Consider the following 22,516-nt stretch of genomic DNA (forward strand, 5'->3'; position numbering starts at 1 on the left):
CCCCCTTACTTAACATATTTATTTGGTTCAGGTTGTCCAAGGTATAAAATACCGTCTTTTTCTTTTGTTGGATATACATCCAACGGTGCTGTCGGTGGTGTACCAGGAACATTTTTCCCGTTTTTCTCATACAAACCACCATGACAAGGGCAATAGAACTTGTTTGGGTTACTCTTGTCGCCCGCCCAGTTAACAGTACATCCAAGATGCTTACATACTGGTGAAAGAGCAACAACATTTCCTTCTTTGTTCTTATAAACCCATGCAGTTTGTGTTACTTCTGATGTGTACCACGCATCTTTTTGTTCATAAGAGAAATCGACACGTACTGGTTCATTCGTTAACTCTGAAACTTTTTGCTTTGTCGCTTTAAATTCTCCAGCAGCTGAAGTTTTTAATACTGGATCTACAGCAAATCGAACCATCGGCATTAACATTCCTGCCGCCATGAAACCGCCTACACCCGTAAGTGTATAGTTAAGGAATTGACGTCTAGATACACGATGTTTGCTCATCCTTTTCCCCCCTCTATCGTAAGGTAAGTCCATCGGACATATTTCGCACAAATATAAAACTAGGACATAACTATGATATATTAAACTCTATACAAGGTCAATAACTCTCTAATCTAAATGATGGACACAATGTGAAGTTTTTATGAATTTTTTTGCCATTTTTGTACAATCACATTTAAGAGCTGCTTCACTTGATCTTCCATGATGGAATGTTTGTACTGCTCATCTAAATGCTCAAGCGGTATGGAGGGCACCCAAATCAAGCGGTCATGCAAGTCATCCTCTACCTTTTTCCACTCGCTGTCCGATGTCAGAAAGAACGTATGCTTCACTCCACTGTCACTTAAATCCTCGGCCCACTGGGTTAATCTCAAAACCTCGTCCATCCTGGAAGCAGACATTCCATACGTAAATGCCGGCGTCATGATCATTCTACCTTTAAATTGTCTTTCAAGGTGAAAGGTGAGTAGAGTGATAAATTCAGATTGTGCTGCAGATACTTTGATATCCTTCCCAAAATCAACAGGAACCATCGGAATGACAGCAGTATCTATGTATTCTTTTTCAGATTCAAAGACTTCAATATCTTTTACGTTCCAATTCATTTAAAACCCTCGTTTCGTCTTTCATTTTTCACTTCCCATCATATCACTTTATAACACTCGTTTAAAAGCGATTTCACTTTTTACAATAGTATGCTCCATAAACCTTCATCCTATTTATTTGCATCTGCAAAAAAGCTCGAATGAAGAGATGTACCTTTCTCTTCATTCGAGCTTTTAGCTTAAGCTATTCAATTCTTGAGTTAACTTCTTAAAGGATTTTTCATCTCCGGTATCAAGAGCCTGATCAATGGCCTTTAGCAAACGGTCACGTTGAAAGGTTTGCAAACTGTCTTTAAGGAACTGCTCAGCGACAATCCTGTCTTTTTCATTAATCAATAAATACTTTGGCATAAACGGGTTTTCTTCAAGTACAGCTGCAAATTGATAACTTGAGTTTGCCTTACTGAAGTTCAATTGAATGTAAATATCTTCGTCCTTATTTAAACGAATGTCGTGAAATGACTTTTCTGCATCTGTTGTCATAATATTTTCTTTATAGAAGCGGAATGGCACATCCTCAACACAATGCGTGGACATCACAAGCCCCCTGGGACAGTACTGAGATTCTTCCACAAAATGAACTTTTTTCATTAATTGATCATGACTCATCAGGTAATTTAGTATCCACACACATTCTCTTCTTTTTAGTTGATATCGGTTTAAAAACCAGCGAATAAATTCTTTCTTCTCGTTGACAGAAACAGGGGTGGTCATGGTTTTCCCTCCTCTGCAGAATCCTTTTATAAGGTCCGTTTTCCTTTTGACAATTAAAAACGTTAGCAACTCTAAGGTGTTCTCATGTGCTTACACACCAGTCAAATCCCTTTGTACCACCGACGTCGATTAGTCTTGTAATCTTTCAATTAACTCCTGCCACTCGTCATTTGAAGGATCCATTTCAATCAGGTGTTTATATACTTCTATCGCTTCACCTCTGAGTCCTTCTTCTACTAAAAATTGTCCGTACTCTATTAAAAACTCTTGATGATTCTTAAAGTAAGTATATGCAATACGGTATTGTTTTAATGCATGATTATATTGTTCAAGCCCTTCATAGGCCTTTGCAAGGTCCCAGTTGATTTGAGGCTCTTCTTCCCCTTCAACCGTAAGCATCTGGGCAATTTCCAATACATCATCGAATCGATCCTGTGTAAAAAACAATTTATTAATAACCAAAGCCGCTTCTACATAACCAGGATCTAATGCTAAGGCTTCTCTTAAAAAAGCTTCCGCCTCTTTTTCTAATCCAAGCTTCAAGGAAACCTTCCCACCAAACAAATTCAGTTCCTTGTTGTATTCATCCTGCTTTACGCCTTCTTGTATGGTTTCAAGGCTTTCCTGCAGCATTTCTTCATGTTCATAGGACCTCGCTAATAATAAATACACCGAATGATATTCCGGGTCTAACTCTTTAACGGAAACAAACTTTTCAATGGCTTTTTCGTAGAATCCAGCCTGATATGCGGTAAAGGCATATCCGAACAGGGTATTTATTTCAAGATGATCTTTAAGTGCCTCTTCGTAATGTGTTAAAGCCTCTTCAAAGGCTCCCCCTACACTATAAGCTTCCGCTAATCTTTGATGAACATTTGTACCACCAATCTCACTGGTCCCTTTCTGGATAAGAGTATGAAAGTGCCTGATTGCTTCCAGGAACCTGCCTGTTTCAGAATATAATTCCCCCAGGCCAAAATCAATGACGGGCTCATCGGGTAATAACTTCTTGGCTTGTAAAAGCTTTTGTTCACTTACCTCAAATAAGCCTTGGATTTGATATAAATTTGCCAAGAGAAGCAATGCTCTTGGATAGATTGGATCTTCTTCATCTAATTCTGCCAGTTTGTCTATTGCTTCTTCTTCGTTATCCATTTCCACCAGCACTTCTGCAAGTTCAATCAGGAGCTCTCCCTCGCCCGGATAGTACTGGAGGAGATTTTCATACAATTCTTTTGCTTCATCAAGAAACCCTAAATGGTGTAATTCTTCAGCCAGGCTGAATTTCTCTTCATGACTTCCAAATTTCAATGCTTGCTTATACTCTTTCTGTGCTTCTTCCAATTTTCCTTCTTCTAAAGAAGATAACATTCGTTCAGCGTATGACATGGTCAATCCCTTTCTATAAAAAAGCTTATATTCATTTAAATAAAGTAACCCGGTGTTTGAATGATTAGTTCTTCACCCGCCCCGGGATAAAAATAGCCTCTATTATTTAAGTAATAATATTTTCCTTTGTTCATTGTACATTTTAGCACATGATGATCGGTTTGAAATGCTAAGGGCTCAGCACCCTCCCCTTCGACTTTCATATAGAGGTTATAACTTATTTCTCCACCTACTAAAAAATTTCCTCTAAGGGGGTATATTCCAATTTTCTTCAGTTTATCTAATGACATTGGTTCTTTTTGGATAATTTCATTTGAAAGATGAGGGATTTTCTCGATTCTCATCGAATTTTGCCATATTTTAAGATGCTTTATTTTTGTTTTTTTGTCTATGTTTGTCGTAAAAAAAGGGACAAAAGTAATAGGGTAATCATATAAAAAACCTTTGATCCATCCCCAGCGAATTTCTTTGAATGGTTCAATTTCGTCTATATTAATCCAGACGACAGGAATCTTATGTCTTTTGCATGACCGAATAATCGTTGGAGTAATAAGATTTGCGGATGTTTTTAACCCTATCGTGTAGTCAAGGGGACTGTTAAACAAGGAGGTTTTGCGTTCATTTAATTTAGTTTGAAATTCAAATTCGTACTTTAAATCAAATGCCGTTAGCACTGTGGTACACCCTTTATTGATAAATTCATCTACGTAATAATTCTTGATTGAAAGAAATTCCGTCCCTTTAGGTACCTCTAAATCACACATTACAAGTCCGGGAGTCATCATAAAAGATGAAACATCCATCCTCATGTAGCGATAATAAGAAAAGCTGTCTCTTATGGCCGATATTTTATCGTCTTTAACCAGCAAAGAAGTTTGAGTGACTTTGGAATCTTTTACCCAATTCGCATTTTCAATAATATACGTACTCAAATCACCATCACCTTCCTTTATAGACAAGCTATGAAAGAAGTGATGAAATCATGCTATGCATTCATATAAAAGGAGAGGTGAAAGGACTAAACCCCAGTCCAAACACCTCCCTCAAAGAGTTACTGTACATTATTTCTTTATCAGATGATTTATATGCTCAAAGAATGCTGGATACGAAATGTTCACTGCACCCGCTCCTTCAAGATAGACGTCAGAATCCGTTATTAAAGAAGCTACAGCCAGTGTCATACCAATCCTGTGATCACCCCAGGAATGGACCTCACCGCCATGTAATGGCGTTTTCCCTTCAATGATCATCCCGTCCTCTGTTCCTTGAATGTCAGCCCCAAGCTTCCCGAGCTCTTGAACAATGGCATCGATACGATTTGTTTCCTTAACTTTTAATTCTTCTGCATCCTTAATGGTTGTCTTCCCCTTTGCCTGGGAAGCTAACAAAGCGATAACAGGAATTTCATCAATTAACGAAGGAATCAGGTCACCCCCAATTTCAATGCCAGTAAGATCAGAAGATTCCACCAGAATATCACCTATCGGTTCTCCATCTTTCGAACTCTCCATTATTTCTATGGATGCCCCCATTTGCTTCATCACTTCTACAATCCCTACACGGGTTTCGTTAAGACCGACATTTTTCAGAAGCACTCTGCTATCAGGTACGATTGCAGCGGCTACCATAAAGAAGGCTGCTGAAGAAATATCTCCTGGGACATAGACTTCAGTCCCTTTCAATACCTGACCGCCCTTTACTTTGATTGTATCTCCATGCCTCTCGATATGACCCCCAAATTCGATGATCATTTTTTCCGTATGATTTCTCGTTTTTTCCGGCTCTACAATTTCAGTTGTTCCTTCAGCCTGAAGTCCTGCTAATAGTAGGGCAGATTTCACCTGTGCACTGGCTACAGGCAATGTATATTGAATCCCTCTAAGGTTACCCCCCCGAATCGACAATGGAGTATAGTTACCTTCCGAACGACCGTCTATTATTGTTCCAAACTTCTTTAATGGTTCCGTCACTCTTTTCATTGGGCGTTTAGCAATCGAGTCATCCCCAATAAGGATTGAATGAAATGGTCTTCCTGCCAAAATCCCCATGATAAGACGAGTCGTGGTACCCGAGTTTCCTACATCCAGGATGTCCTGTGGTTCTGTTAAATGATCCCATCCTTCGCCCGTGACAATTACTTTTTCCTCTGTCACTTTAATGTCTACGCCTAACTTACGGAAGCATTCGATTGTGCTTAAACAATCCTCTCCCATAAGAAAATTATGTATAACCGTTTTTCCTTCAGCGACTGAACCAAACATAACAGCCCGGTGGGAAATAGATTTATCCCCAGGGACCTGCAGTTCTCCATTAAGGCCTTTTTGGGGGTTTATTAATTTCTTCTTTCCTTCCATCCTTATCACCCTTTATCCTAAGAATAATTCATAGCCCGTATTTTCTTTTAAACAGTTTAAAGCTCTTTCTCTATCTTCCAGTGTTTGAAAGCTAATGACTAATACTCCGTAAATATCTTCTCTCGTTTCCAGGATTCTAATGTTTGTTAAGCTTATGTTTTCATGTGCGAGGTAAGCTGTAACTTCAGAAATCACCCCCGGATAATCCGGTACATCAACAAATAGGTCATAGAACGAAGGAATTGCCCCTTTTTCAAGGATTGGGAGATCATCTCGAAAGGTTTTCGCTTCACTAAAGTAATCAAAGATTTTCTGTGAATCGTTCTCTTCGATGATGGTCATTACCTCATCCATCTCTGATTTCCATTGTTCGAGGAGAGAAAGCAACACCGTTCTGTTCTGGAGCGTGATATCCTTCCACATTGTCGGGTTAGACGAGGCAATCCGTGTAATATCACGGAAACCGCCAGCAGCCAGTCGTCGCAAATATGGGTGCTGTACAGATGACTCTTTCGCCTGATGAACAAGAGAAGCGGCTACAATATGTGGAAAGTGACTAATCGTACCCGTTAATTCATCGTGTTCCTTTGGTTCTACGATCAGAAATTTGGCATTAGTACCTTTCAGCCACTTTTGAAGCTCTTCCACTTTTTTGTTAGAAGCATCAGGACTGGGAGTCAGCATATAAAAGGCATTTTCAAATAAGATTTTTTTAGCGGCTGCAACACCGCTTTTATGAGAACCCGCCATTGGATGACCACCAATAAATTGAAAACCTTTTGAAGTCAGCTGCTCGGAACACATCATAATTTGTTCTTTCGTGCTCCCCGTGTCGGTGATTAAAACCGTTTCTTTCAAGGCGAATGATTGAAATTGCTCAATGATCCTTTCAGTTTGAAATACTGGAGTGGAAATGATGATGAGATCCGCTTTTTCAGCAGCAGACTGTAAGGAAAGAGACATTTCATCGATAATTCCCAGTGACCTCGCCAACCTTAATTCTTTATGATTAACATCATGGCCAATGATTTTAGCATCGGGGTGTTCGCTCTTGATACAGAGCGCCAATGATCCTCCGATTAAACCCATGCCAATGACCAATACCGTCCCTTTCATAATTGTCCCCCTCATATGATTTGAAAAAAGTCGGAAAGGGCTCACATAGCGAAGCCCTTCCGACCATCATTTTCCTTCTTACACTCGGTTTTGAAGGACTAAAAACTCCTTCATTTTTTCAATAACCTCTTCGTTTTGTTCATGAGAGCCGACGGTTACCCTTACAGAGTTAGGATACCCCAGAGCCTCTCCGGAACGCACAATGTACCCTTTGCTCATTAAGTATTGAAACACATCATCACCGCTAACACCGAAATCGATTAACACAAAGTTTGCTTGTGATGGAATAAAATGTAGACCGTGTTCCCGGCAGAACTGGTAATACTGTTCCAGCCCTTTACGATTGTGATCCCTGCATTCTCTAATAAACTCCTGGTCTTCAACGGCTGCGGCAGCGGCTCCTTGACCTAAAGCATTATTATTAAACGGTTCACGGATTGGCTCCAATTTCCTAATCACATCTTCATTCGCAATTCCGAATCCTACTCTAAAGCCTGCTAATCCGTATGCCTTTGAGAAAGTACGTGTAATTAATAATTGAGGGTACGATTTTAATAATTCCAATGAATCATAGTAATCCTCGGCCACAACATATTCATAATAGGCTTCATCCAATACGACTAATACATGTGCAGGAACAGCATCCAGAAATGAAATTAGCTCTTCACTGCGAATATATTCCCCTGTTGGATTGTTTGGTGAACAAAGCCAAACGACTGAGGTAGTTTCATCAATTTCAGCAAGCATTTTGGTTAACTGATGTTTACCAGCCGGATCAAGGGGAACTTCCCTTATCTCCGCTCCTTCAACAATGGCATTGTGCTTATACTGAGGGAAGGTCGGTGTAGCCATCACCGTGCTCTTATCACCGTCTAATAAAGCTCTTGATATGATCTCAATCACTTCATCTGAACCATTCCCGAACAGTAATTGTCCAGGGCCCACAGATAGCTGTTCAGCCACCTTCATACGCAATTCTTTCGCGTAGCCGTCGGGATAAATGGCATGTGAAAAAGCGTTTGTTTTTAAAAAGGTTTCCACCTTCTTTGAGCATCCAAATGGATTTTCATTTGAAGCAAGCTTCACTACTTTCTCAAGATTGAATAGTTCTTTCACATCATCCATCGTTTTCCCGGGCTGGTATGCTTTAAGATTTTGAATCTGAGATTTCCACTTCATGTTTAACTTCCTTTCAGTCGTTTTCATTAAAGAGAGGCTAGTTATCTTTCAAGTCAGGCCGTAAGCTGACTGCATTTTTCATGTAAATATGTTGAATGTCTTTCTGAGGTGTTGATGTATTATAGTGAATCATCACTCTAATACAGTATGACAATCCATGCGGGACATCCAACTCTTGCATACACATAACGGGTACATATTTCCATTCTTCGAACCTTCTTAATGCTTTAGCCGGAAATACGCTCGTAATATCACTCGTGGCAGAAATAAATACAGATGCAACATCCTCTGCCATAATATTATTATGTAAAATCATTTCCTTTAAGAGACTTTCAGTTGAAAGGAGAACCTCCTTTTCATTATCACAATCCGTTGTAGTGGCGCCTCGAACTCCCCTGATCATTCTTCCACACCCTTTTTCTCCTTTTATTAAAAACTCTCTATTTGTTAGTGCTGGTTTAATTATATCCAGAGTAGGCTTTACAACTGGCGGATAAACTCATCTGCCCGTCTTAAATCCCCGGCAGATACCTTCACCATTACTGGCTCGCCAATATCCTTCAATAACACAAAAACAGGTTTTCCATATTGGGATTTCTTATCATGTCTCATTCCCTCATATAATTTGTCAAATGTGATATGAGGCGGAATGTTTAGATTGTAGCCAAGTGTAGTGACCCATTTAATAAATTCTTGTAGATTAAATGAAAGTCCGCAGTACTGTTCACTAAGATACAGAGCAAAGATCATCCCGATCATTACCGATTCACCATGTGTGCGATTTCCGTAGCCGCTGGCACTTTCAACAGCGTGCCCATACGTATGTCCAAAATTTAAAAAAGCTCGTATATTCGACTCTCTTTCGTCCTTTGAAACAATATCCCCTTTTACACGAATCCCTTTCATTAGGGAATCTGTTAAAAATTCCTTATCCATTTTTTCCGGAGAATGGAACGAATTCATTAATTCTTGTAAAAAGGATCGATCGGATAAAAAAGCATGCTTGATCACTTCAGAGAATCCTGATAGCACTTCAGTTCTGGGTAAAGTTGTAAAATAATCTAAATCAAAAAACACACCTTCAGGCTGATAAAACTGCCCTACCATGTTTTTACCCAGGGGATGATTAATCGCAACCTTCCCTCCGACAGCACTATCATGAGCCAGTATCGTTGTAGGGACGCCTATGAATGGGATTCCCCTCATATAGGTGGAAGCGACGAAACCAGCAAGATCACCGATGGCCCCGCCTCCGAATGCTATCACCAGCGACCTTCGATCGACATGATTTTTCAGCCCATGTGTGATGGCATCTTCATAAATGGCGAAGCTTTTCGCGTGTTCGCCTTTAGGAGCCTCATAAATCGTCACTTCATAAGATTGACTTAAAATCTCTGAGAAAGCTGCTCCATGAAGCTTGTAGACCTCTTTATCAGCAATGATCCATAACTTAGAAATATCAGGAAAGGACTTTTTAATAAAAGAAACAATTTCATTCGTCATTTCTACTCCAATTTTCACTTCATACGTTTTGGAAGCAGTTTGAATGGTTACATGTTTCATTCATTAATACTCCCTTGATTCTTGACGTTGTCTATTGATATCTTCAGAAAGCTTATCGAATTGATCACTGTGAAATTGTTCTACAATAGCAGACGCAAGCTCCCATGCAACTACGGCTTCTGCCACTACGCTGGCAGCAGGTACCGCACAGCTATCCGATCTCTCAATGCTTGCTTTAAATGGTTCCTTCGTTTCAATATCCACGCTTTGCAATGGTTTATATAGGGTAGGAATGGGCTTCATGACACCTTTTACACGGATCGGCATTCCAGTCGTCATGCCGCCTTCAAAACCGCCTAAACGATTTGTTTTTCGGTAGTACCCTTGTTCTTCACTCCAGGCGATTTCATCGTGAACTTCACTTCCCGGTTTTCGGGCCATTTCAAATCCTAAGCCGAATTCAACCCCTTTGAATGCGTTTATACTCATCACTGCCATGGCAATCTTCGCATCAAGCTTGCGGTCATAATGAACGTAACTTCCAACTCCTGAGGGCATACCTTCTACGATGACTTCCACAACCCCACCAATGGAATCTCCATTTTGTTTCGCCTGATCTATTAAGTCCATCATTTTTTGTGCCGCTTCTTCATCCAGGCATCTTACCGGAGATTCTTCGGTTATATACTTGAGTTCACTGATAGAATCATAGTGTAGTTTCTCTGCTTTAATACCACCTATTTCAAGAACATGACCGACAACCTCGATACCTAATAGCTTTAACAATTTTTTGGCAACGGCTCCTGCCGCCACTCTAACAGTCGTTTCTCTCGCTGAAGACCTTTCTAATACATTCCTCAGGTCCCTATGTCCATATTTCATGCCACCAACGAGATCTGCATGCCCCGGTCTTGGTCTTGAAATCTTTCTCTTTACCTCTTCTTCTTCTCCAGGCTCGAGAGCTTCGATACCCATTACTTTCGTCCAGTGAGTCCAGTCTTTATTCTCCACAACCAGTCCTAAAGGAGATCCCAGAGTATATCCATGTCTAACTCCCCCTACAATGGAGGCCTGATCTTTTTCGATTTGCATTCTTCGACCACGACCATACCCTTTTTGCCTTCTTGCCAGGTTATCATTGATATCCTCTGCTACTAAAGGCATTCCAGCAGGCAGCCCTTCAATGATGGTCGTTAATTGTGGTCCATGTGATTCTCCAGATGTTAAGTATCTCATTTACTTTCCCCCTTCAACTCGTTAAAGAATTATGTACCAATATAACATAGAATTTATGTCATTTCCTAGTCCTTAAGTTTAAAAATTTTCTAACAATCTCTTTCCCTGAGATTAAAAAACGATGTGAACCCACTATATATGAACGCATTAGCTGAATTGTTACTCGAAAGGAACAATTCAGCCGTCCACTATATGCAGATTACATCGTCGTTTTTATATTTTTTTGTAGAAGAAAGTGTCTTCTGTTTCAAAGCCATATTGAGAAGGGTTAAAGATTTGTTCTGTACTTCCTACAAATAGTACGCCGCCAGTTTTTAGTGAAGCATTGAATTTTTTATATAAGATGTTTTTTGCTTCTTCTGTAAAATAAATTAACACATTTCTGCAAACGATCAAGTCATAGTTCTCCTCAAACGGGTCAACCAAAAGGTTCTGTTGCTTAAATGTAACGACTCTCTTAATTTCTTCATTCAGTTTAAAAAAGGGAGGTTCTTGAGTGAAAAATCGGGCTATCATCTCTCTTGGGACCTCATTTAGTGATCGCTCTGGATAGATACCGTTCTTCGCTCGCTGAATCGCATTCTTATCAATGTCTGTAGCGTTGATGCATATTTGAGAAAGGGGTATGTACCTTGACAGCATCATCGCAAGGGTGTAGGGCTCTTCCCCGGTAGAACAGGCTGCACTCCAGACTTTAAGGGTTTTCTGTTCACGTAACAGTCTCGGTAAAATTTTCTTCTCAAGTACTTCCCACCGCTTGTAGTTGCGGTAGAACTCTGTAACGTTAATCGTCATCCGATCCAGGAATTCTTCCATTTCCTCTCTGTCCCGTGTCATGCTACTGAAGAACTCTTGAAAACTTCCGTATCCCCTCTTTTCGTATAGGGCCGTTAATCTCCGCTTCATTTGGGCTTCTTTGTAAAGGGATAAATCAATTCCCGTTTTGCGTTTTATCCCCTGTATAAATTCATTATAATCATTGGACATAGGATTCACTCTCTTTGCACCTTTTAAGTATATATCTATATTAACTATATCGAACATTCATGAGAAAAGTTAATCCAACAAGCAAAAAAAGCAAGTCGTCTTAAACGACTTGCTTTTCTAAATATTGTACGAAGATTAATAAACCCACTCATTCATTAACTTAGAATATTCAATTAGTTCCTCTTCTTTAAAGAATAATGCGATTTCTCTAACAGCGCTTTCAGCAGAGTCAGAACCATGGATGATATTCTTTCCGACTGTTAAGCCGTAGTCACCTCGGATTGTACCAAGAGCAGCATCCTTAGGATTTGTAGCGCCCATCATTCCACGAGCTGTGGTGATGACGTTTTCACCTTGCCAAACCATCGCAAACACAGGTCCAGAAGTAATGAAGTCAACAAGTTCTCCAAAGAATGGTCTTTCCTTGTGCTCACCGTAATGCTCTTCAGCTAGCTCATTTGAAATACTCATAAGCTTTGCTCCAACTAATTGAAAGCCCTTTTTTTCGAAACGTGATACGATATCACCGATTAACCCTCTTTGTACGCCGTCCGGCTTTACCATTAAAAATGTCTTTTCCATCTTCCCCACTCCTAAATATGTATGTATAGAAGTCCTAAGGACATCCCACGAAAATAGTAACACTGATTGGGGTTTTTGGCAACGTTTCCATTTTAAATTTTCTTAATATTTTCTCTTACCAATAAAGTTTGCAATATTTTTTAATGTTTTCTTCACACGGTTGTAAGGGAGATGATTCAGATCTTCCAACGCCCTGTCCAAATACATTCTACTAAGCTGATGGGATCGATCTATCGCATCGGTCGCCAAGATGGACGAAATGATTTCTTTCATCTCTTCTGGAGAAGTATATTCAGTCACTCTTTCAATCTTTGTTTTAAGTTCAGGTTTTTCCATTGCATATAAAATCGGCAGGGTGATATTCCCTTGCCAAAGGTCACTGCCAGCAGGCTTTCCAAGTTCTTCCTCACTTGCTGTAAGATCTAATATATCATCTGTAATCTGAAAGCTCATCCCCACATTATAACCAAAGCGATATAGGCGTCGATGGATTTCTGCAGGAGCCCCTGAAGAGATAGCACCAATCTGGCAGCTTACAGCAATAAGCAGAGCCGTTTTACGTTTGATTCTGAGCAGGTAATCTCTCAGGTTTTGATCAAATCGATATTTATCTTTTATTTGAGCGATTTCACCCTTACACACTTCAACAATGGTGTGAGAAAGTATTTGATGCGCTTCAGGTGCTTTAATATTCGTCATATACTCAAGAGCGCGTGCAAAGATGTAATCCCCGGTATACATGGCGATACGATTGTCCCATTGAGCTTTAATCGTTGGCTTTCCTCTTCTTAACTCTGCATCATCAATCACGTCATCGTGAACAAGGGATGCCATATGAATTAACTCCAAAGCCACTGCTACATTTTTCACAATGTTAATATCATATTGTCCGAATTTTGCAGACAGCAAGACGAAAACAGGTCGGATTCTTTTACCACCTGCTTGTAGAAGGTGAAGGGACGCCTCTTGTAAAAGTTGTGATTCTGACTCAATCGCAACTTCAAGTTCCTTTTCAATTTCATCTATATCCGTTTTTAGAAACGAATACATACTGTTTAGCTTCATAGTTTTTCCACCTAATTTACGAATTTCTTACTTTCTGCCTGAATGCATAGCAGCCACTCCGCCACTATAGGGTTTCACGTGTATATCTTTAAATCCGGCTTCTTCAAACATCTTTGCAAGCTCTTTCATCCCCGGAAAATCTCTTGCCGATTCCTGTAACCAGGAGTATTCAGTAAAGCTCTTAGCAAAAATCTTTCCAAACACCGGCATCACAAAGCGAAAATACAAGTAATACATCTGCTTGAATCCGAACATGGTTGGTTGAGAGGTTTCAAGACATACAGCCATTCCACCAGGTTTTACCACACGATTCATTTCTTTCAAAACATGGAGGTAATCGGGTACATTTCGTAAGCCGAACCCGATTGTTACATAATCAAACGTGTTATCGTCAAATGGCAGCTCCATAGCATTGCCGTGAATGAGCTCGATATTGTTCAGGTGGGAATGTTCTACTTTCTCCCGGCCGATCGAGAGCATATTTTGACTGAAATCCAGCCCCACTACCTTGCCCGTTTCTCCGACTTTTTCTCCTATAGCTAACGTCCAATCCGCGGTTCCACAGCAAACGTCCAGAGCCTTTGAGCCCGGCTTCACATTCATATGTTTCATGGTGTCTTTTCTCCACTTTTTATGCTGCTGGAAACTAATTACCGAATTCATCTTATCATAATTGGAATATATTTTTTCAAATACTCCGTGGACTTTTTGTTCTTTGGACTGCTGCATTTCAATTTACCCTTCTTCCGCATATAGTTTGGTCATAGGTTCAGGCTCAGCATAAGGCAATAGCTCTACAATCAACTTTTTAAAATATGGTGTTACCGGTTCTATGTTCTCTAACTGAGTTTGAATTGTTTTCTTCGTTGACGCGATTAATTTATCCAGCTTTGAAAGCAAATGTCTGGACTCTTCCTTCGTTAGCTTTAAAGACGGTGTTTCACTGCATGAATCGTTTGTTAAAGTCGACAGCGCTTTTATGAAGCTCGTATTCTGTGCATGCTCAATACAAATTCTCTCTTGGACAAGCTTCTTGTATAAAAGGGCTTGCTCAACAATCATGCTCCATTTGTCATCTTCAAAAAAACGAAAGAAGTTTGAAACGATCGCTGATTCTCTTGTCTTTAAGCTTGCCATTAGCTCATCAAGATTTTGATGTTCCTCTTTGTAGATGGAAATTTTGCTTTCGTTAATCTCTTTAATCGCTTTCGCTAATGTCGCGATAAGGTCCACATCATCTGTGTCAGCAAGGATTTTGTAATAAAGGCTGCTAAAGTATACTCCTGCAAGAACCGTAAGCTGCCTCTCTTTCAATGGATCAAGCTCAGAGATTGTAACCTTTTCATGGGTATCAAGGGCTATCTGCAATAACATGGCAGTCGAAATCCATTGTACAACTTCTTTATTCAAGGTCCGTCCCCCACTTACAAAAGGAAGGAGCAGGAAATAAATCCGGTCCCGATCAATGTATGGTTGATCGATGTATTCCTTTAAATAAGAGTGATGTAACTGCTCTTCTATGTATTGATGAATGATATTCGCTTGATGGTTACAATCAATGAATTTCATACCCTATAATCCCCATTTCTACTATGTATCGGTCTAAAAATTTCAGCATTAAATATTATACCATAAAATCTTCAACAATAGGGAATCCGACTTGCCCCTTTATAATCCTGTGTATAACAAAGGGGACGACTACGAAGGTCACATCTTCTTAGTCAGTCCCACCCGGTTCTCCTCTGGAACGAACATTCTCAGAGTATTATTTCTTGTTATCACTTTCTACTTCACCGTAGCTTGTGACGATGGTCGCTTTCCCTCTAACTTTAATCGCAGAGGTATGATCCGTAAACTGAGCAATCATGACTTCACCTTTATCAAGCTTTTCAGAATGATGGAACCGGGTATCCGTTCCCCTCGTCAGCCCGATCACATTCACACCATCTTCAATCGCTTTAATCACAATATAATCATTTGAATTCGTCATTGGCCCACTCCTAATTCTTTATAAAAGAAAGAACTTCGCTGCGTGCTTGAGAGTTATCTTTAAACGAGCCTCTTACAGCTGTTGTCACTGTACTTGATCCAGGCTTCTTCACGCCTCTCATTGTCATGCACATATGCTCCGCTTCAACCACTACCATGGCACCATGGGGCTCCAGGGTTTCCATGATGGTATCCGCCACTGTGGACGTGATTCTTTCTTGAAGCTGAGGACGTTTCGCAACAGATTCAACTGCTCTGGCCAGTTTACTTAAGCCCGCCACTCGACCGTCTCGTGGAATATACGCAACATGAGCTTTACCGTAGAAAGGAACCAAGTGATGCTCGCACATTGAGTAAAAAGGAATTTCCTTCACCAGCACAAGCTCTTCATGCTCTTCACTGAATATTGTTTCAAAGTATTCTTTCGGATCGTGATCAATTCCGGAAAATACTTCTGCATACATCTTCGCCACGCGTTTAGGCGTATCTAATAAACCTTCTCTATTAGGATTCTCTCCAATAGCTTCTAAAATTAATCGAACTGCTTCTTCTATTTGGCCGTGATTGACTTGTGCCATTATGTTGTCCTCCTAAAATAACTTAAAGAAATAGTAACATTGTTAATATTAGCACAAGCCCATAATGTCATCAAAGACTAGTGCTTTAGAAGTTTTATAATATTATAAAACAGTCTATAAAGGAATATGATTCGTGCATATTTTCAGTTAGGAGAAACCATACTAAAAATGAGAAGCAAAAAAGGCCGCATAAATATGCGGCCTTTCTGATACGCTCAAAGTATGTAATTATTTTACAGCTTCTTTAAGCGCTTTACCTGGTTTGAAAGCAGGTACTTTGCTTGCTGAGATTTCGATCTCTTCACCTGTTTGTGGGTTGCGACCTTTACGGGCTGCACGCTCACGTACTTCGAAGTTACCGAATCCGATTAATTGTACTTTATCACCGTTTGCAAGTGAGTTTTGAATTGTATCGAAAACAGCGTCAACCGCTTTTGTAGCGTCCTTCTTAGATAGCTCAGCAGCTTCTGCAACAGCATTGATAAGTTCTGTCTTGTTCATGCCATTCACCTCCTCCCAAGGAAATGTCTCAGTCATGATTCATTTACTTTAATATCATTAGTAAACAAGTTTAGCGGATTCTATACATAAAGTGTAGAAAAAACGCTTGAAAACGTTGCTGAATCAATATTCAACAACAATTCTGTTAAAAGATTATCACAATAGATTAACCTTAGCAAGAATAAATCAAGAAATAATGGGAATCTTTTCTTATTTGAAACACAAATGTAATAGAATCCCTGTCTAGCCCTTTATTCTTGCCGTCTATTCAACCTATCACTTCTTTCCAATGACTGCAACTAATACCCTCACCCATCAGGTACTCTATCTTACTTCCCAACCTGATTACCCTCTAAACATTCACGAGATCTTTTTATTTTTGAATAAACCAATTTAACTATTACTGTTTACTTTGGATAAATACACTACAAACCCTTTATCATTAAGGGTTTATACGTATTAAAAGGCTAATTCCCATGTCATTACACACCCATTATATCAAGGAGAAATTCATAAATATTCATTTCAAAAACCAGGCTCACAAATTAGATATACACAGCAATATCATGTTTGGAAATAGAAGAAACAAGAAGTTCAAGTTCTCCTATTTCATTCAATTTTTTTGTCCCCAATCTTTTATGACATTCAATTTTCCACAAAAAAAAAGACCTTCCGAGGAAGGCCACACGATTTATAAGATTATGGCGATTAATCCACCCGATCCTTCATTTATGATTCTTTCCAGCGTATCCTTCAGTTTATACCTTGCATTTTCGGGCATTAAAGATAGCTTCGCTTGAATCCCTTCCCTCACGATGGAGCTTAAGCTTCTTCCGAAGATGTCAGAATTCCAAATGGAAAGTGGATCATCTTCAAAATCTTGCATTAAGTAGCGCACTAGTTCTTCGCTCTGTTTTTCTGTACCTATAATCGGTTCAAACTTAGACTGTACATCCACCTTAATCATGTGTATGGATGGTGCTACTGCTTTTAAGCTGACTCCAAACCTGGATCCCTGCCTGATGATTTCCGGCTCATCCAGGCTCATATCATTTAATGACGGGGCTGCAATTCCATATCCCGTCTGTTTCACCATCCTTAATGCGTCAGAAATCTGATCGTATTCCGCTTTCGCATGTGCGAAATCCTGCATTAATTCAAGGAGGTGATCTTTTCCGCGAATTTCCACACCGACAATCTCCTTCAGGACTTCATCGTACAGCTCATCCGGAGCGTACAGGTCGATTTCCGCAATCCCTTGACCCATATCGATTCCAGCAAGTCCTGCACGTTCAATATGATCAAATTCACTGAAGTAGTGAACAACACGATCTACGTCCCTTAGTCGTTTAATATCCTTAACGGTTTCTTTCACGGCTTCCTGATAGTTCTGTCGTAGCCAGTGCTCTTCTTTCAGAACCATGACCCAGCTTGGAAGGTTCACATTCACTTCAAGTACCGGGAATTCAAATAGTGCTTCTCTAAGCACGTTGAGAACGTCTGAGTCCCTCATGCTCTCCACACTCATGGCCAAAACTGGAATGTCATACTTATCCTGAAGTTTCACTCTTAGGTCTTCTGTCTCAGGTGCATGAGGTCTTGCCGAGTTGATGACCATGATAAATGGTTTACCCACTTCTTTCAGTTCCTCAATGACCCTTTCTTCCGCTTGGATGTAATCTCCTCTGCCAATTTCACCGATAGAGCCATCTGTTGTCACAACAACTCCGATCGTGGAATGTTCCTGGATGACTTTACGCGTACCGATCTCGGCCGCTTCATGGAACGGAATAGGCTCTTCATACCAAGGTGTATTGATCATTCTGGGTCCATTTTCATCCTCGTACCCTTTAGCACCCGGGACCGTATATCCCACACAATCTACCAATCTCACATTCACTTCGAGGCCTTCATCCACGTGAACGGAAATGGCTTGATTCGGAACAAACTTCGGTTCAGTCGTCATGATGGTCTTGCCTGCAGCGCTTTGAGGTAATTCATCCTGCGCTCTTGCACGTTCTGATTCACTGGCGATGTTAGGAAGGACCACAAGTTCCATGAACTTCTTGATGAATGTTGATTTACCTGTTCTGACTGCTCCCACCACACCTAAATAGATATCTCCGCCTGTTCTTTCGGCAATGTCCTTAAATAGATCGACTCTTTCCAAGAGATTCCCTCCCATCTTATATTCCAGGGATGTTTCATCCGTGTATTCTGTCTCACATTCTATATTTATGATGTTGTCCCAATGACTTATGACTATTAATATGCTATTTTTCCCCCCTTATGATTAAAAGTATAAAAATTTATTATGTCTGAGCATTTATGATCATTAGTTTTGATGAAATTTCCCTATAAAGGATGACATAAAAATAATAACCCTTCTCTTACAATATATTTTGTAAGAGAAGGGTTATGCCTATTTTGTCATAAAGACAGGTTCGTTATTTTCATCCACCGTATAGGGTAAAGAATATGCCGGAACAAAAAAGGTGTCCTCGACAAGTAAATTCCTGATATCCACACCAGGTTCAAGTTCTTTATCACTGGTTTCAATCTGTTCAAATAAGTCCATTGAGTAATCTACAAAAATTTCACCATCCCCATTAATGACAAGGGGAAGATTTTTGTTTGAATAAGGGCTATTCACATACACTTCACCATCATAACCCAGTTCTTTATAATTTAATGTATACACATTATTGGCTACTTCTTCTTTAAATGGCGGATAGCCTTGAGCTTCAATTCTGATTTTCAATTCTCTTATTTGTTCTGCTAGCCTAAGGTCGAAAATCTTGACTTGAGGATTTTCCTCCACGTTTATCAGCACATATTGAAAAATCCCACCGTTTTCAAAAGCATTCCCTGGAATCTCTGCTAGGTACTGGGGTGAAAGCTTTCTGAAGTCAATCGGATACTTCTGATAAATGGGAGTATCCTGATCTCTGGTCTTAATTGGAAGTAACCCATCATTGTCCTTTTGATAGGTTTCTACCGCATCTTGTACAGCTTTCACCTGCGTTTCATAAGGGATCTGATTCTGACTAAGCTTTTCCTCAGGGTACATACATCCAGAAAGAATACTCATAGTAAAAATAAGAAGAAATGCAATTAAACCTAAGCGTTTCAATCTAAAAACGTCCTTTCAATCGGACAGCAACCTAATTGGTCGGTCCACTAAATACAATATAGATCATCATAAGTCCACCAGCAATCATCAGTATGTAGGCCATGAATGCTGTTATAAAACGCAAGAATTTTTGTTTGATTTTATACCGGCTAAAATAGATCGTTAATATAGCAAAAAACATGAATCCCATAGATGCAAACGAAATCCACATCTTCATCATCGAACTCAAAGTACATCCCTCCTGTTATCGAATGTATTATATCATAAGATTTTTATAAAGGACTAGAAAAGAATGGTTGTTCATCAATCTGTTACAAACCGATAGAGAGACTTATCCTGCTCGATAACATCCTTTAGCAGAACTTTTCAAAAAAAAAGAGCCTCTCAAGTATTTCATCATCGTTTGATGTTAAAATACTTGAGCTGCTCTAAACAAAGGGAGACCTACCCATCCATAGGCAAAGCTGTATATATTCATCACAGTGTATGCAACAGTATCAAGGTTCGCATCCTCGAATGCCTATTATTCCAAGATTAATTCAATGTTTACGAAAGAAATTTCCACTTCTTTATATATCATTGTCCTTGAAAGATGATAAGTCATCCCATGGTAAAAGAATCAGCTTAATTTAACCGCTCACCGAGAATATTCACAAGGTCTTCCATTTCGTTTGTCTTGACACGACCCATTAAGTGGTCAACCGCTTCTTTCGCTTCTACCTTATTAAAGAGCACATCATATAAAGCATTGGTAATCGGCATCTTCACTTCATACTTTTCTGCCAGCTGGTGAGCCGCTTTGGTCGTCCGTACACCTTCTACAACCATCCCCATATTATCCAGGACCTCATCAAGGTTATGACCCTTACCAAGCATGTTTCCCGCTCTCCAGTTTCTAGAGTGTACACTTGTACACGTAACGATCAAATCACCGATACCGGTTAAACCTGAAAACGTTAATGGGTTAGCTCCCATCTTAGTTCCTAAACGGGCTATTTCTGCCAGTCCTCTTGTAATAAGAGCCGCTTTTGCATTATCTCCATATCCTAAGCCGTCTGTAATTCCGGCTGCAAGGGCAATGATATTCTTTAAGGCCCCACCGATTTCAACCCCGAGCATATCCGGATTCGTATACACACGAAAATTCATGTTCATAAATAAGTCTTGAATCTCTTCAGCTGCCTTCATATCCTTAGAGGAAACGGTCACGGTCGTTGGGTGTCTCAGACTCACTTCTTCTGCGTGACTAGGCCCGGACAGTACCACCACTGTATGTAATTTAGCAGGATCCATTTCATCTTCGATCATCTCTGAGATTCTTAGAAGGGAATCAGGTTCAATTCCCTTACTAACATGAACAACGGTTAATGGTGCACTTTGAACCTCTTGAATCTGCCCTAATACTCCGCGAATCGCCTTCGTTGGAACAGCCAGGATAATGGTATCAACGCTATCTAAAGACTCTTTAAGATCGTGATACCCTTTGATAGATTCTGGAAGTTTAATCTCTTTCAAGTACTTTTGGTTGGTATGCTGAGTATTAATTTCATCGATCTGTTCTTTTTTGTGTCCCCATAATCTTACTTCCAAGCCATTATCAGCCAGGACCATAGCAAGAGCCGTACCCCAGCTTCCTGCTCCAACGACAGTTACTTTCTTTGAATTTCTCATTTTTACACCCACCTTATTATTTTCTTGCGCGAGCAATAATACGAATAGGAGTTCCTTCAAATCCAAATGCATCACGGATTCTATTTTCCAAGAATCGTTCGTATGAAAAGTGCATTAATTCAGGATCATTAACAAATACCACAAAAGTCGGTGGTTTGACAGCTACTTGCGTCGCATAGTAGATCCGGAGTCTCTTACCATTATCTGTAGGAGTCGGATTCATTGCTACTGCATCCATGACCACTTCATTCAACACGCTCGATTGCACTCGCAGAGCGTGATTTTCACTCGCCATATTAATGATCGGAAGTAGTGTATGGATCCGTCTCTTCGTTTTAGCAGACAGGAAAACGATCGGAGCATAATCAAGGAATTGAAAATGTTCGCGGATATTCTTTTCCCATTTATTCATGGTTTTCTCGTCTTTTTCAACGGCATCCCATTTGTTCACGACGATCACGACTGCCCGACCTGCATCATGAGCATACCCGGCAATTTTCTTATCCTGCTCGATAATCCCTTCTTCTCCATCAATGACAGATAAGACGACATCGGAACGTTCGATTGCTCTAAGTGCTCTTAACACACTGTATTTTTCAGTGGTTTCATATACTTTACCTTTTTTCCTCATCCCTGCAGTATCAATGATGACATAATCCTGTCCATCATAAGTGTAGGAGGAATCAATCGCATCTCTTGTAGTTCCAGCAACGTTACTCACAATCACACGCTCTTCACCTAATAAAGCATTGACTAAGGAAGATTTCCCAACGTTTGGTCGACCAATTAATGAAAACTTGATCACATCTTCTGCATAATCCTCTTCTTCTTCATGTTTGAAGTTTTTCACAACCTCATCAAGAAGATCTCCTAAACCAAGTCCATGTGAACCAGAAATTGGATACGGCTCACCAAATCCCAAGGCGTAAAAATCATAAATCATTTCTCTCATTTCAGGGTTATCAATCTTATTAATCCCCAGTACGACCGGTTTCTTCGAACGATAAAGGATTTTCGCTACGATTTCATCCGCTGCTGTTACTCCTTCACGTCCATTCGTTAAGAATACGATCACATCCGCCTCATCAATAGCGATTTCAGCCTGCTGTCTGATTTGATCCAGGAATGGTTCATTTCCCAGTTCAATTCCACCTGTATCTATAATGTTAAATTCATGAGTCAGCCACTCAGCAGAACTATATATACGGTCTCTTGTTACACCAGGTACATCTTCAACAATGGATATTCTTTCTCCAACTATTCTATTAAAGATCGTGGACTTCCCAACGTTTGGACGCCCTACGATTGCTACTACTGGTTTTGTCACGTTATTCACCCTTTCTGTAAGAAGGTTGTCCTATTCTTACATTTCCTCTTTTTAGCCATTTCAATCATCTTT

Annotated in this window: 24 protein-coding genes; all 24 read right to left on the reverse strand. The window is 40.0% G+C overall.

Annotated features, from left to right (window positions below):
- Nucleotides 1-5 precede the first annotated feature (5 nt).
- The 24 genes from Q1B03_RS02800 to der all read right to left on the reverse strand — a co-directional run bounded on the left by Q1B03_RS02800 (nucleotide 6) and on the right by der (nucleotide 22,444).
- Nucleotides 6-515 carry a ubiquinol-cytochrome c reductase iron-sulfur subunit gene (locus Q1B03_RS02800; protein WP_044336348.1) on the reverse strand — a complete coding sequence of 170 codons (510 nt, stop codon included), beginning with the start codon at nucleotides 513-515 and terminating at the stop codon, nucleotides 6-8.
- Between the two features lie 140 nt (nucleotides 516-655).
- Nucleotides 656-1,120 carry a YpiF family protein gene (locus Q1B03_RS02805; protein WP_299737960.1) on the reverse strand — a complete coding sequence of 155 codons (465 nt, stop codon included), beginning with the start codon at nucleotides 1,118-1,120 and terminating at the stop codon, nucleotides 656-658.
- A 174-nt stretch (nucleotides 1,121-1,294) separates the two neighbouring features.
- Complete coding sequence (locus Q1B03_RS02810) at nucleotides 1,295-1,834, reverse strand: ReoY family proteolytic degradation factor (RefSeq protein WP_149156921.1); 540 nt, start codon at nucleotides 1,832-1,834, stop codon at nucleotides 1,295-1,297.
- 129 nt (nucleotides 1,835-1,963) lie between these two features.
- Nucleotides 1,964-3,223, reverse strand: a complete 1,260-nt coding sequence (locus Q1B03_RS02815) for a lipopolysaccharide assembly protein LapB (protein WP_299737967.1) — start codon at nucleotides 3,221-3,223, stop codon at nucleotides 1,964-1,966.
- Nucleotides 3,224-3,258: 35 nt separating this feature from the next.
- A complete protein-coding gene (locus tag Q1B03_RS02820; RefSeq protein WP_299737969.1) occupies nucleotides 3,259-4,155 on the reverse strand; it encodes a hypothetical protein in 897 nt (298 codons plus the stop codon).
- Nucleotides 4,156-4,284: 129 nt separating this feature from the next.
- Nucleotides 4,285-5,577 carry a 3-phosphoshikimate 1-carboxyvinyltransferase gene (gene aroA, locus Q1B03_RS02825; RefSeq protein ID WP_299737972.1) on the reverse strand — a complete coding sequence of 431 codons (1,293 nt, stop codon included), beginning with the start codon at nucleotides 5,575-5,577 and terminating at the stop codon, nucleotides 4,285-4,287.
- A gap of 12 nt (nucleotides 5,578-5,589) precedes the next feature.
- A complete protein-coding gene (locus Q1B03_RS02830; protein WP_299737974.1) occupies nucleotides 5,590-6,693 on the reverse strand; it encodes a prephenate dehydrogenase in 1,104 nt (367 codons plus the stop codon).
- 78 nt (nucleotides 6,694-6,771) lie between these two features.
- On the reverse strand, nucleotides 6,772-7,872 hold the full coding sequence (hisC, locus tag Q1B03_RS02835) for a histidinol-phosphate transaminase (protein WP_299737976.1): 1,101 nt from the start codon (nucleotides 7,870-7,872) through the stop codon (nucleotides 6,772-6,774).
- Between the two features lie 37 nt (nucleotides 7,873-7,909).
- Nucleotides 7,910-8,275: a chorismate mutase gene (aroH, locus tag Q1B03_RS02840; protein WP_299737978.1), complete on the reverse strand. Its 366-nt coding sequence runs from the start codon at nucleotides 8,273-8,275 to the stop codon at nucleotides 7,910-7,912.
- Nucleotides 8,276-8,352: 77 nt separating this feature from the next.
- Nucleotides 8,353-9,435 carry a 3-dehydroquinate synthase gene (gene aroB / locus Q1B03_RS02845; protein WP_299737981.1) on the reverse strand — a complete coding sequence of 361 codons (1,083 nt, stop codon included), beginning with the start codon at nucleotides 9,433-9,435 and terminating at the stop codon, nucleotides 8,353-8,355.
- Between the two features lie 3 nt (nucleotides 9,436-9,438).
- Nucleotides 9,439-10,611, reverse strand: a complete 1,173-nt coding sequence (aroC, locus tag Q1B03_RS02850) for a chorismate synthase (RefSeq protein ID WP_299737983.1) — start codon at nucleotides 10,609-10,611, stop codon at nucleotides 9,439-9,441.
- A gap of 213 nt (nucleotides 10,612-10,824) precedes the next feature.
- Complete coding sequence (locus Q1B03_RS02855) at nucleotides 10,825-11,598, reverse strand: protein-glutamate O-methyltransferase CheR (RefSeq protein WP_299737985.1); 774 nt, start codon at nucleotides 11,596-11,598, stop codon at nucleotides 10,825-10,827.
- 135 nt (nucleotides 11,599-11,733) lie between these two features.
- The gene (gene ndk / locus Q1B03_RS02860) at nucleotides 11,734-12,180 is read right to left on the reverse strand and encodes a nucleoside-diphosphate kinase (RefSeq protein ID WP_299737988.1); all 447 of its coding nucleotides are present in this window, start codon (nucleotides 12,178-12,180) and stop codon (nucleotides 11,734-11,736) included.
- A 102-nt stretch (nucleotides 12,181-12,282) separates the two neighbouring features.
- Complete coding sequence (gene hepT, locus Q1B03_RS02865; RefSeq protein ID WP_299737990.1) at nucleotides 12,283-13,245, reverse strand: heptaprenyl diphosphate synthase component II; 963 nt, start codon at nucleotides 13,243-13,245, stop codon at nucleotides 12,283-12,285.
- A gap of 27 nt (nucleotides 13,246-13,272) precedes the next feature.
- The gene (locus Q1B03_RS02870) at nucleotides 13,273-13,974 is read right to left on the reverse strand and encodes a demethylmenaquinone methyltransferase (protein WP_299737992.1); all 702 of its coding nucleotides are present in this window, start codon (nucleotides 13,972-13,974) and stop codon (nucleotides 13,273-13,275) included.
- Nucleotides 13,975-13,980: 6 nt separating this feature from the next.
- On the reverse strand, nucleotides 13,981-14,814 hold the full coding sequence (locus tag Q1B03_RS02875) for a heptaprenyl diphosphate synthase component 1 (RefSeq protein ID WP_299737995.1): 834 nt from the start codon (nucleotides 14,812-14,814) through the stop codon (nucleotides 13,981-13,983).
- Between the two features lie 196 nt (nucleotides 14,815-15,010).
- Nucleotides 15,011-15,235, reverse strand: coding sequence for a trp RNA-binding attenuation protein MtrB (mtrB, locus tag Q1B03_RS02880; protein WP_044336317.1), 225 nt, complete (start codon nucleotides 15,233-15,235; stop codon nucleotides 15,011-15,013).
- Between the two features lie 10 nt (nucleotides 15,236-15,245).
- A complete protein-coding gene (gene folE / locus Q1B03_RS02885; protein ID WP_299737997.1) occupies nucleotides 15,246-15,812 on the reverse strand; it encodes a GTP cyclohydrolase I FolE in 567 nt (188 codons plus the stop codon).
- 228 nt (nucleotides 15,813-16,040) lie between these two features.
- Nucleotides 16,041-16,313 carry an HU family DNA-binding protein gene (locus Q1B03_RS02890; protein WP_034758336.1) on the reverse strand — a complete coding sequence of 91 codons (273 nt, stop codon included), beginning with the start codon at nucleotides 16,311-16,313 and terminating at the stop codon, nucleotides 16,041-16,043.
- Nucleotides 16,314-17,004: 691 nt separating this feature from the next.
- Nucleotides 17,005-18,483 (reverse strand): stage IV sporulation protein A, encoded by a 1,479-nt coding sequence (gene spoIVA, locus Q1B03_RS02895; RefSeq protein ID WP_299738002.1) that lies wholly within the window; start codon nucleotides 18,481-18,483, stop codon nucleotides 17,005-17,007.
- Between the two features lie 252 nt (nucleotides 18,484-18,735).
- Nucleotides 18,736-19,446, reverse strand: a complete 711-nt coding sequence (locus Q1B03_RS02900; RefSeq protein WP_299738004.1) for a hypothetical protein — start codon at nucleotides 19,444-19,446, stop codon at nucleotides 18,736-18,738.
- A 31-nt stretch (nucleotides 19,447-19,477) separates the two neighbouring features.
- Nucleotides 19,478-19,666: a DUF2768 domain-containing protein gene (locus Q1B03_RS02905; RefSeq protein WP_299739569.1), complete on the reverse strand. Its 189-nt coding sequence runs from the start codon at nucleotides 19,664-19,666 to the stop codon at nucleotides 19,478-19,480.
- A gap of 404 nt (nucleotides 19,667-20,070) precedes the next feature.
- Entirely contained in the window at nucleotides 20,071-21,117 is a 1,047-nt protein-coding gene (locus Q1B03_RS02910; RefSeq protein ID WP_299738006.1) for an NAD(P)H-dependent glycerol-3-phosphate dehydrogenase, read from the reverse strand.
- A gap of 16 nt (nucleotides 21,118-21,133) precedes the next feature.
- A complete protein-coding gene (gene der / locus Q1B03_RS02915; RefSeq protein WP_299738008.1) occupies nucleotides 21,134-22,444 on the reverse strand; it encodes a ribosome biogenesis GTPase Der in 1,311 nt (436 codons plus the stop codon).
- Nucleotides 22,445-22,516: the final 72 nt, after the last annotated feature.

It is taken from the genome of uncultured Rossellomorea sp. (assembly GCF_947488365.1).
Classification (GTDB): Bacteria; Bacillota; Bacilli; order Bacillales; family Bacillaceae_B; genus Rossellomorea.

What these genes read in the sequence shown, in the direction of transcription:
- aroC (WP_299737983.1), bottom strand. Translation starts at nt 10,611, where the DNA reads ATGAGATACTTAACATCTGGAGAATCACATGGACCACAATTAACGACC.
- Q1B03_RS02875 (WP_299737995.1), bottom strand. Translation starts at nt 14,814, where the DNA reads ATGAAATTCATTGATTGTAACCATCAAGCGAATATCATTCATCAATAC.
- Q1B03_RS02810 (WP_149156921.1), bottom strand. Translation starts at nt 1,834, where the DNA reads ATGACCACCCCTGTTTCTGTCAACGAGAAGAAAGAATTTATTCGCTGG.
- Q1B03_RS02805 (WP_299737960.1), bottom strand. Translation starts at nt 1,120, where the DNA reads ATGAATTGGAACGTAAAAGATATTGAAGTCTTTGAATCTGAAAAAGAA.
- aroB (WP_299737981.1), bottom strand. Translation starts at nt 9,435, where the DNA reads ATGAAACATGTAACCATTCAAACTGCTTCCAAAACGTATGAAGTGAAA.
- Q1B03_RS02870 (WP_299737992.1), bottom strand. Translation starts at nt 13,974, where the DNA reads ATGCAGCAGTCCAAAGAACAAAAAGTCCACGGAGTATTTGAAAAAATA.
- mtrB (WP_044336317.1), bottom strand. Translation starts at nt 15,235, where the DNA reads ATGACGAATTCAAATGATTATATTGTGATTAAAGCGATTGAAGATGGT.
- Q1B03_RS02800 (WP_044336348.1), bottom strand. Translation starts at nt 515, where the DNA reads ATGAGCAAACATCGTGTATCTAGACGTCAATTCCTTAACTATACACTT.
- Q1B03_RS02830 (WP_299737974.1), bottom strand. Translation starts at nt 6,693, where the DNA reads ATGAAAGGGACGGTATTGGTCATTGGCATGGGTTTAATCGGAGGATCA.
- Q1B03_RS02910 (WP_299738006.1), bottom strand. Translation starts at nt 21,117, where the DNA reads ATGAGAAATTCAAAGAAAGTAACTGTCGTTGGAGCAGGAAGCTGGGGT.
- hisC (WP_299737976.1), bottom strand. Translation starts at nt 7,872, where the DNA reads ATGAAGTGGAAATCTCAGATTCAAAATCTTAAAGCATACCAGCCCGGG.
- aroA (WP_299737972.1), bottom strand. Translation starts at nt 5,577, where the DNA reads ATGGAAGGAAAGAAGAAATTAATAAACCCCCAAAAAGGCCTTAATGGA.
- Q1B03_RS02890 (WP_034758336.1), bottom strand. Translation starts at nt 16,313, where the DNA reads ATGAACAAGACAGAACTTATCAATGCTGTTGCAGAAGCTGCTGAGCTA.
- Q1B03_RS02855 (WP_299737985.1), bottom strand. Translation starts at nt 11,598, where the DNA reads ATGTCCAATGATTATAATGAATTTATACAGGGGATAAAACGCAAAACG.
- hepT (WP_299737990.1), bottom strand. Translation starts at nt 13,245, where the DNA reads ATGAAGCTAAACAGTATGTATTCGTTTCTAAAAACGGATATAGATGAA.
- ndk (WP_299737988.1), bottom strand. Translation starts at nt 12,180, where the DNA reads ATGGAAAAGACATTTTTAATGGTAAAGCCGGACGGCGTACAAAGAGGG.
- Q1B03_RS02905 (WP_299739569.1), bottom strand. Translation starts at nt 19,666, where the DNA reads ATGATGAAGATGTGGATTTCGTTTGCATCTATGGGATTCATGTTTTTT.
- aroH (WP_299737978.1), bottom strand. Translation starts at nt 8,275, where the DNA reads ATGATCAGGGGAGTTCGAGGCGCCACTACAACGGATTGTGATAATGAA.
- folE (WP_299737997.1), bottom strand. Translation starts at nt 15,812, where the DNA reads ATGGCACAAGTCAATCACGGCCAAATAGAAGAAGCAGTTCGATTAATT.
- Q1B03_RS02815 (WP_299737967.1), bottom strand. Translation starts at nt 3,223, where the DNA reads ATGTCATACGCTGAACGAATGTTATCTTCTTTAGAAGAAGGAAAATTG.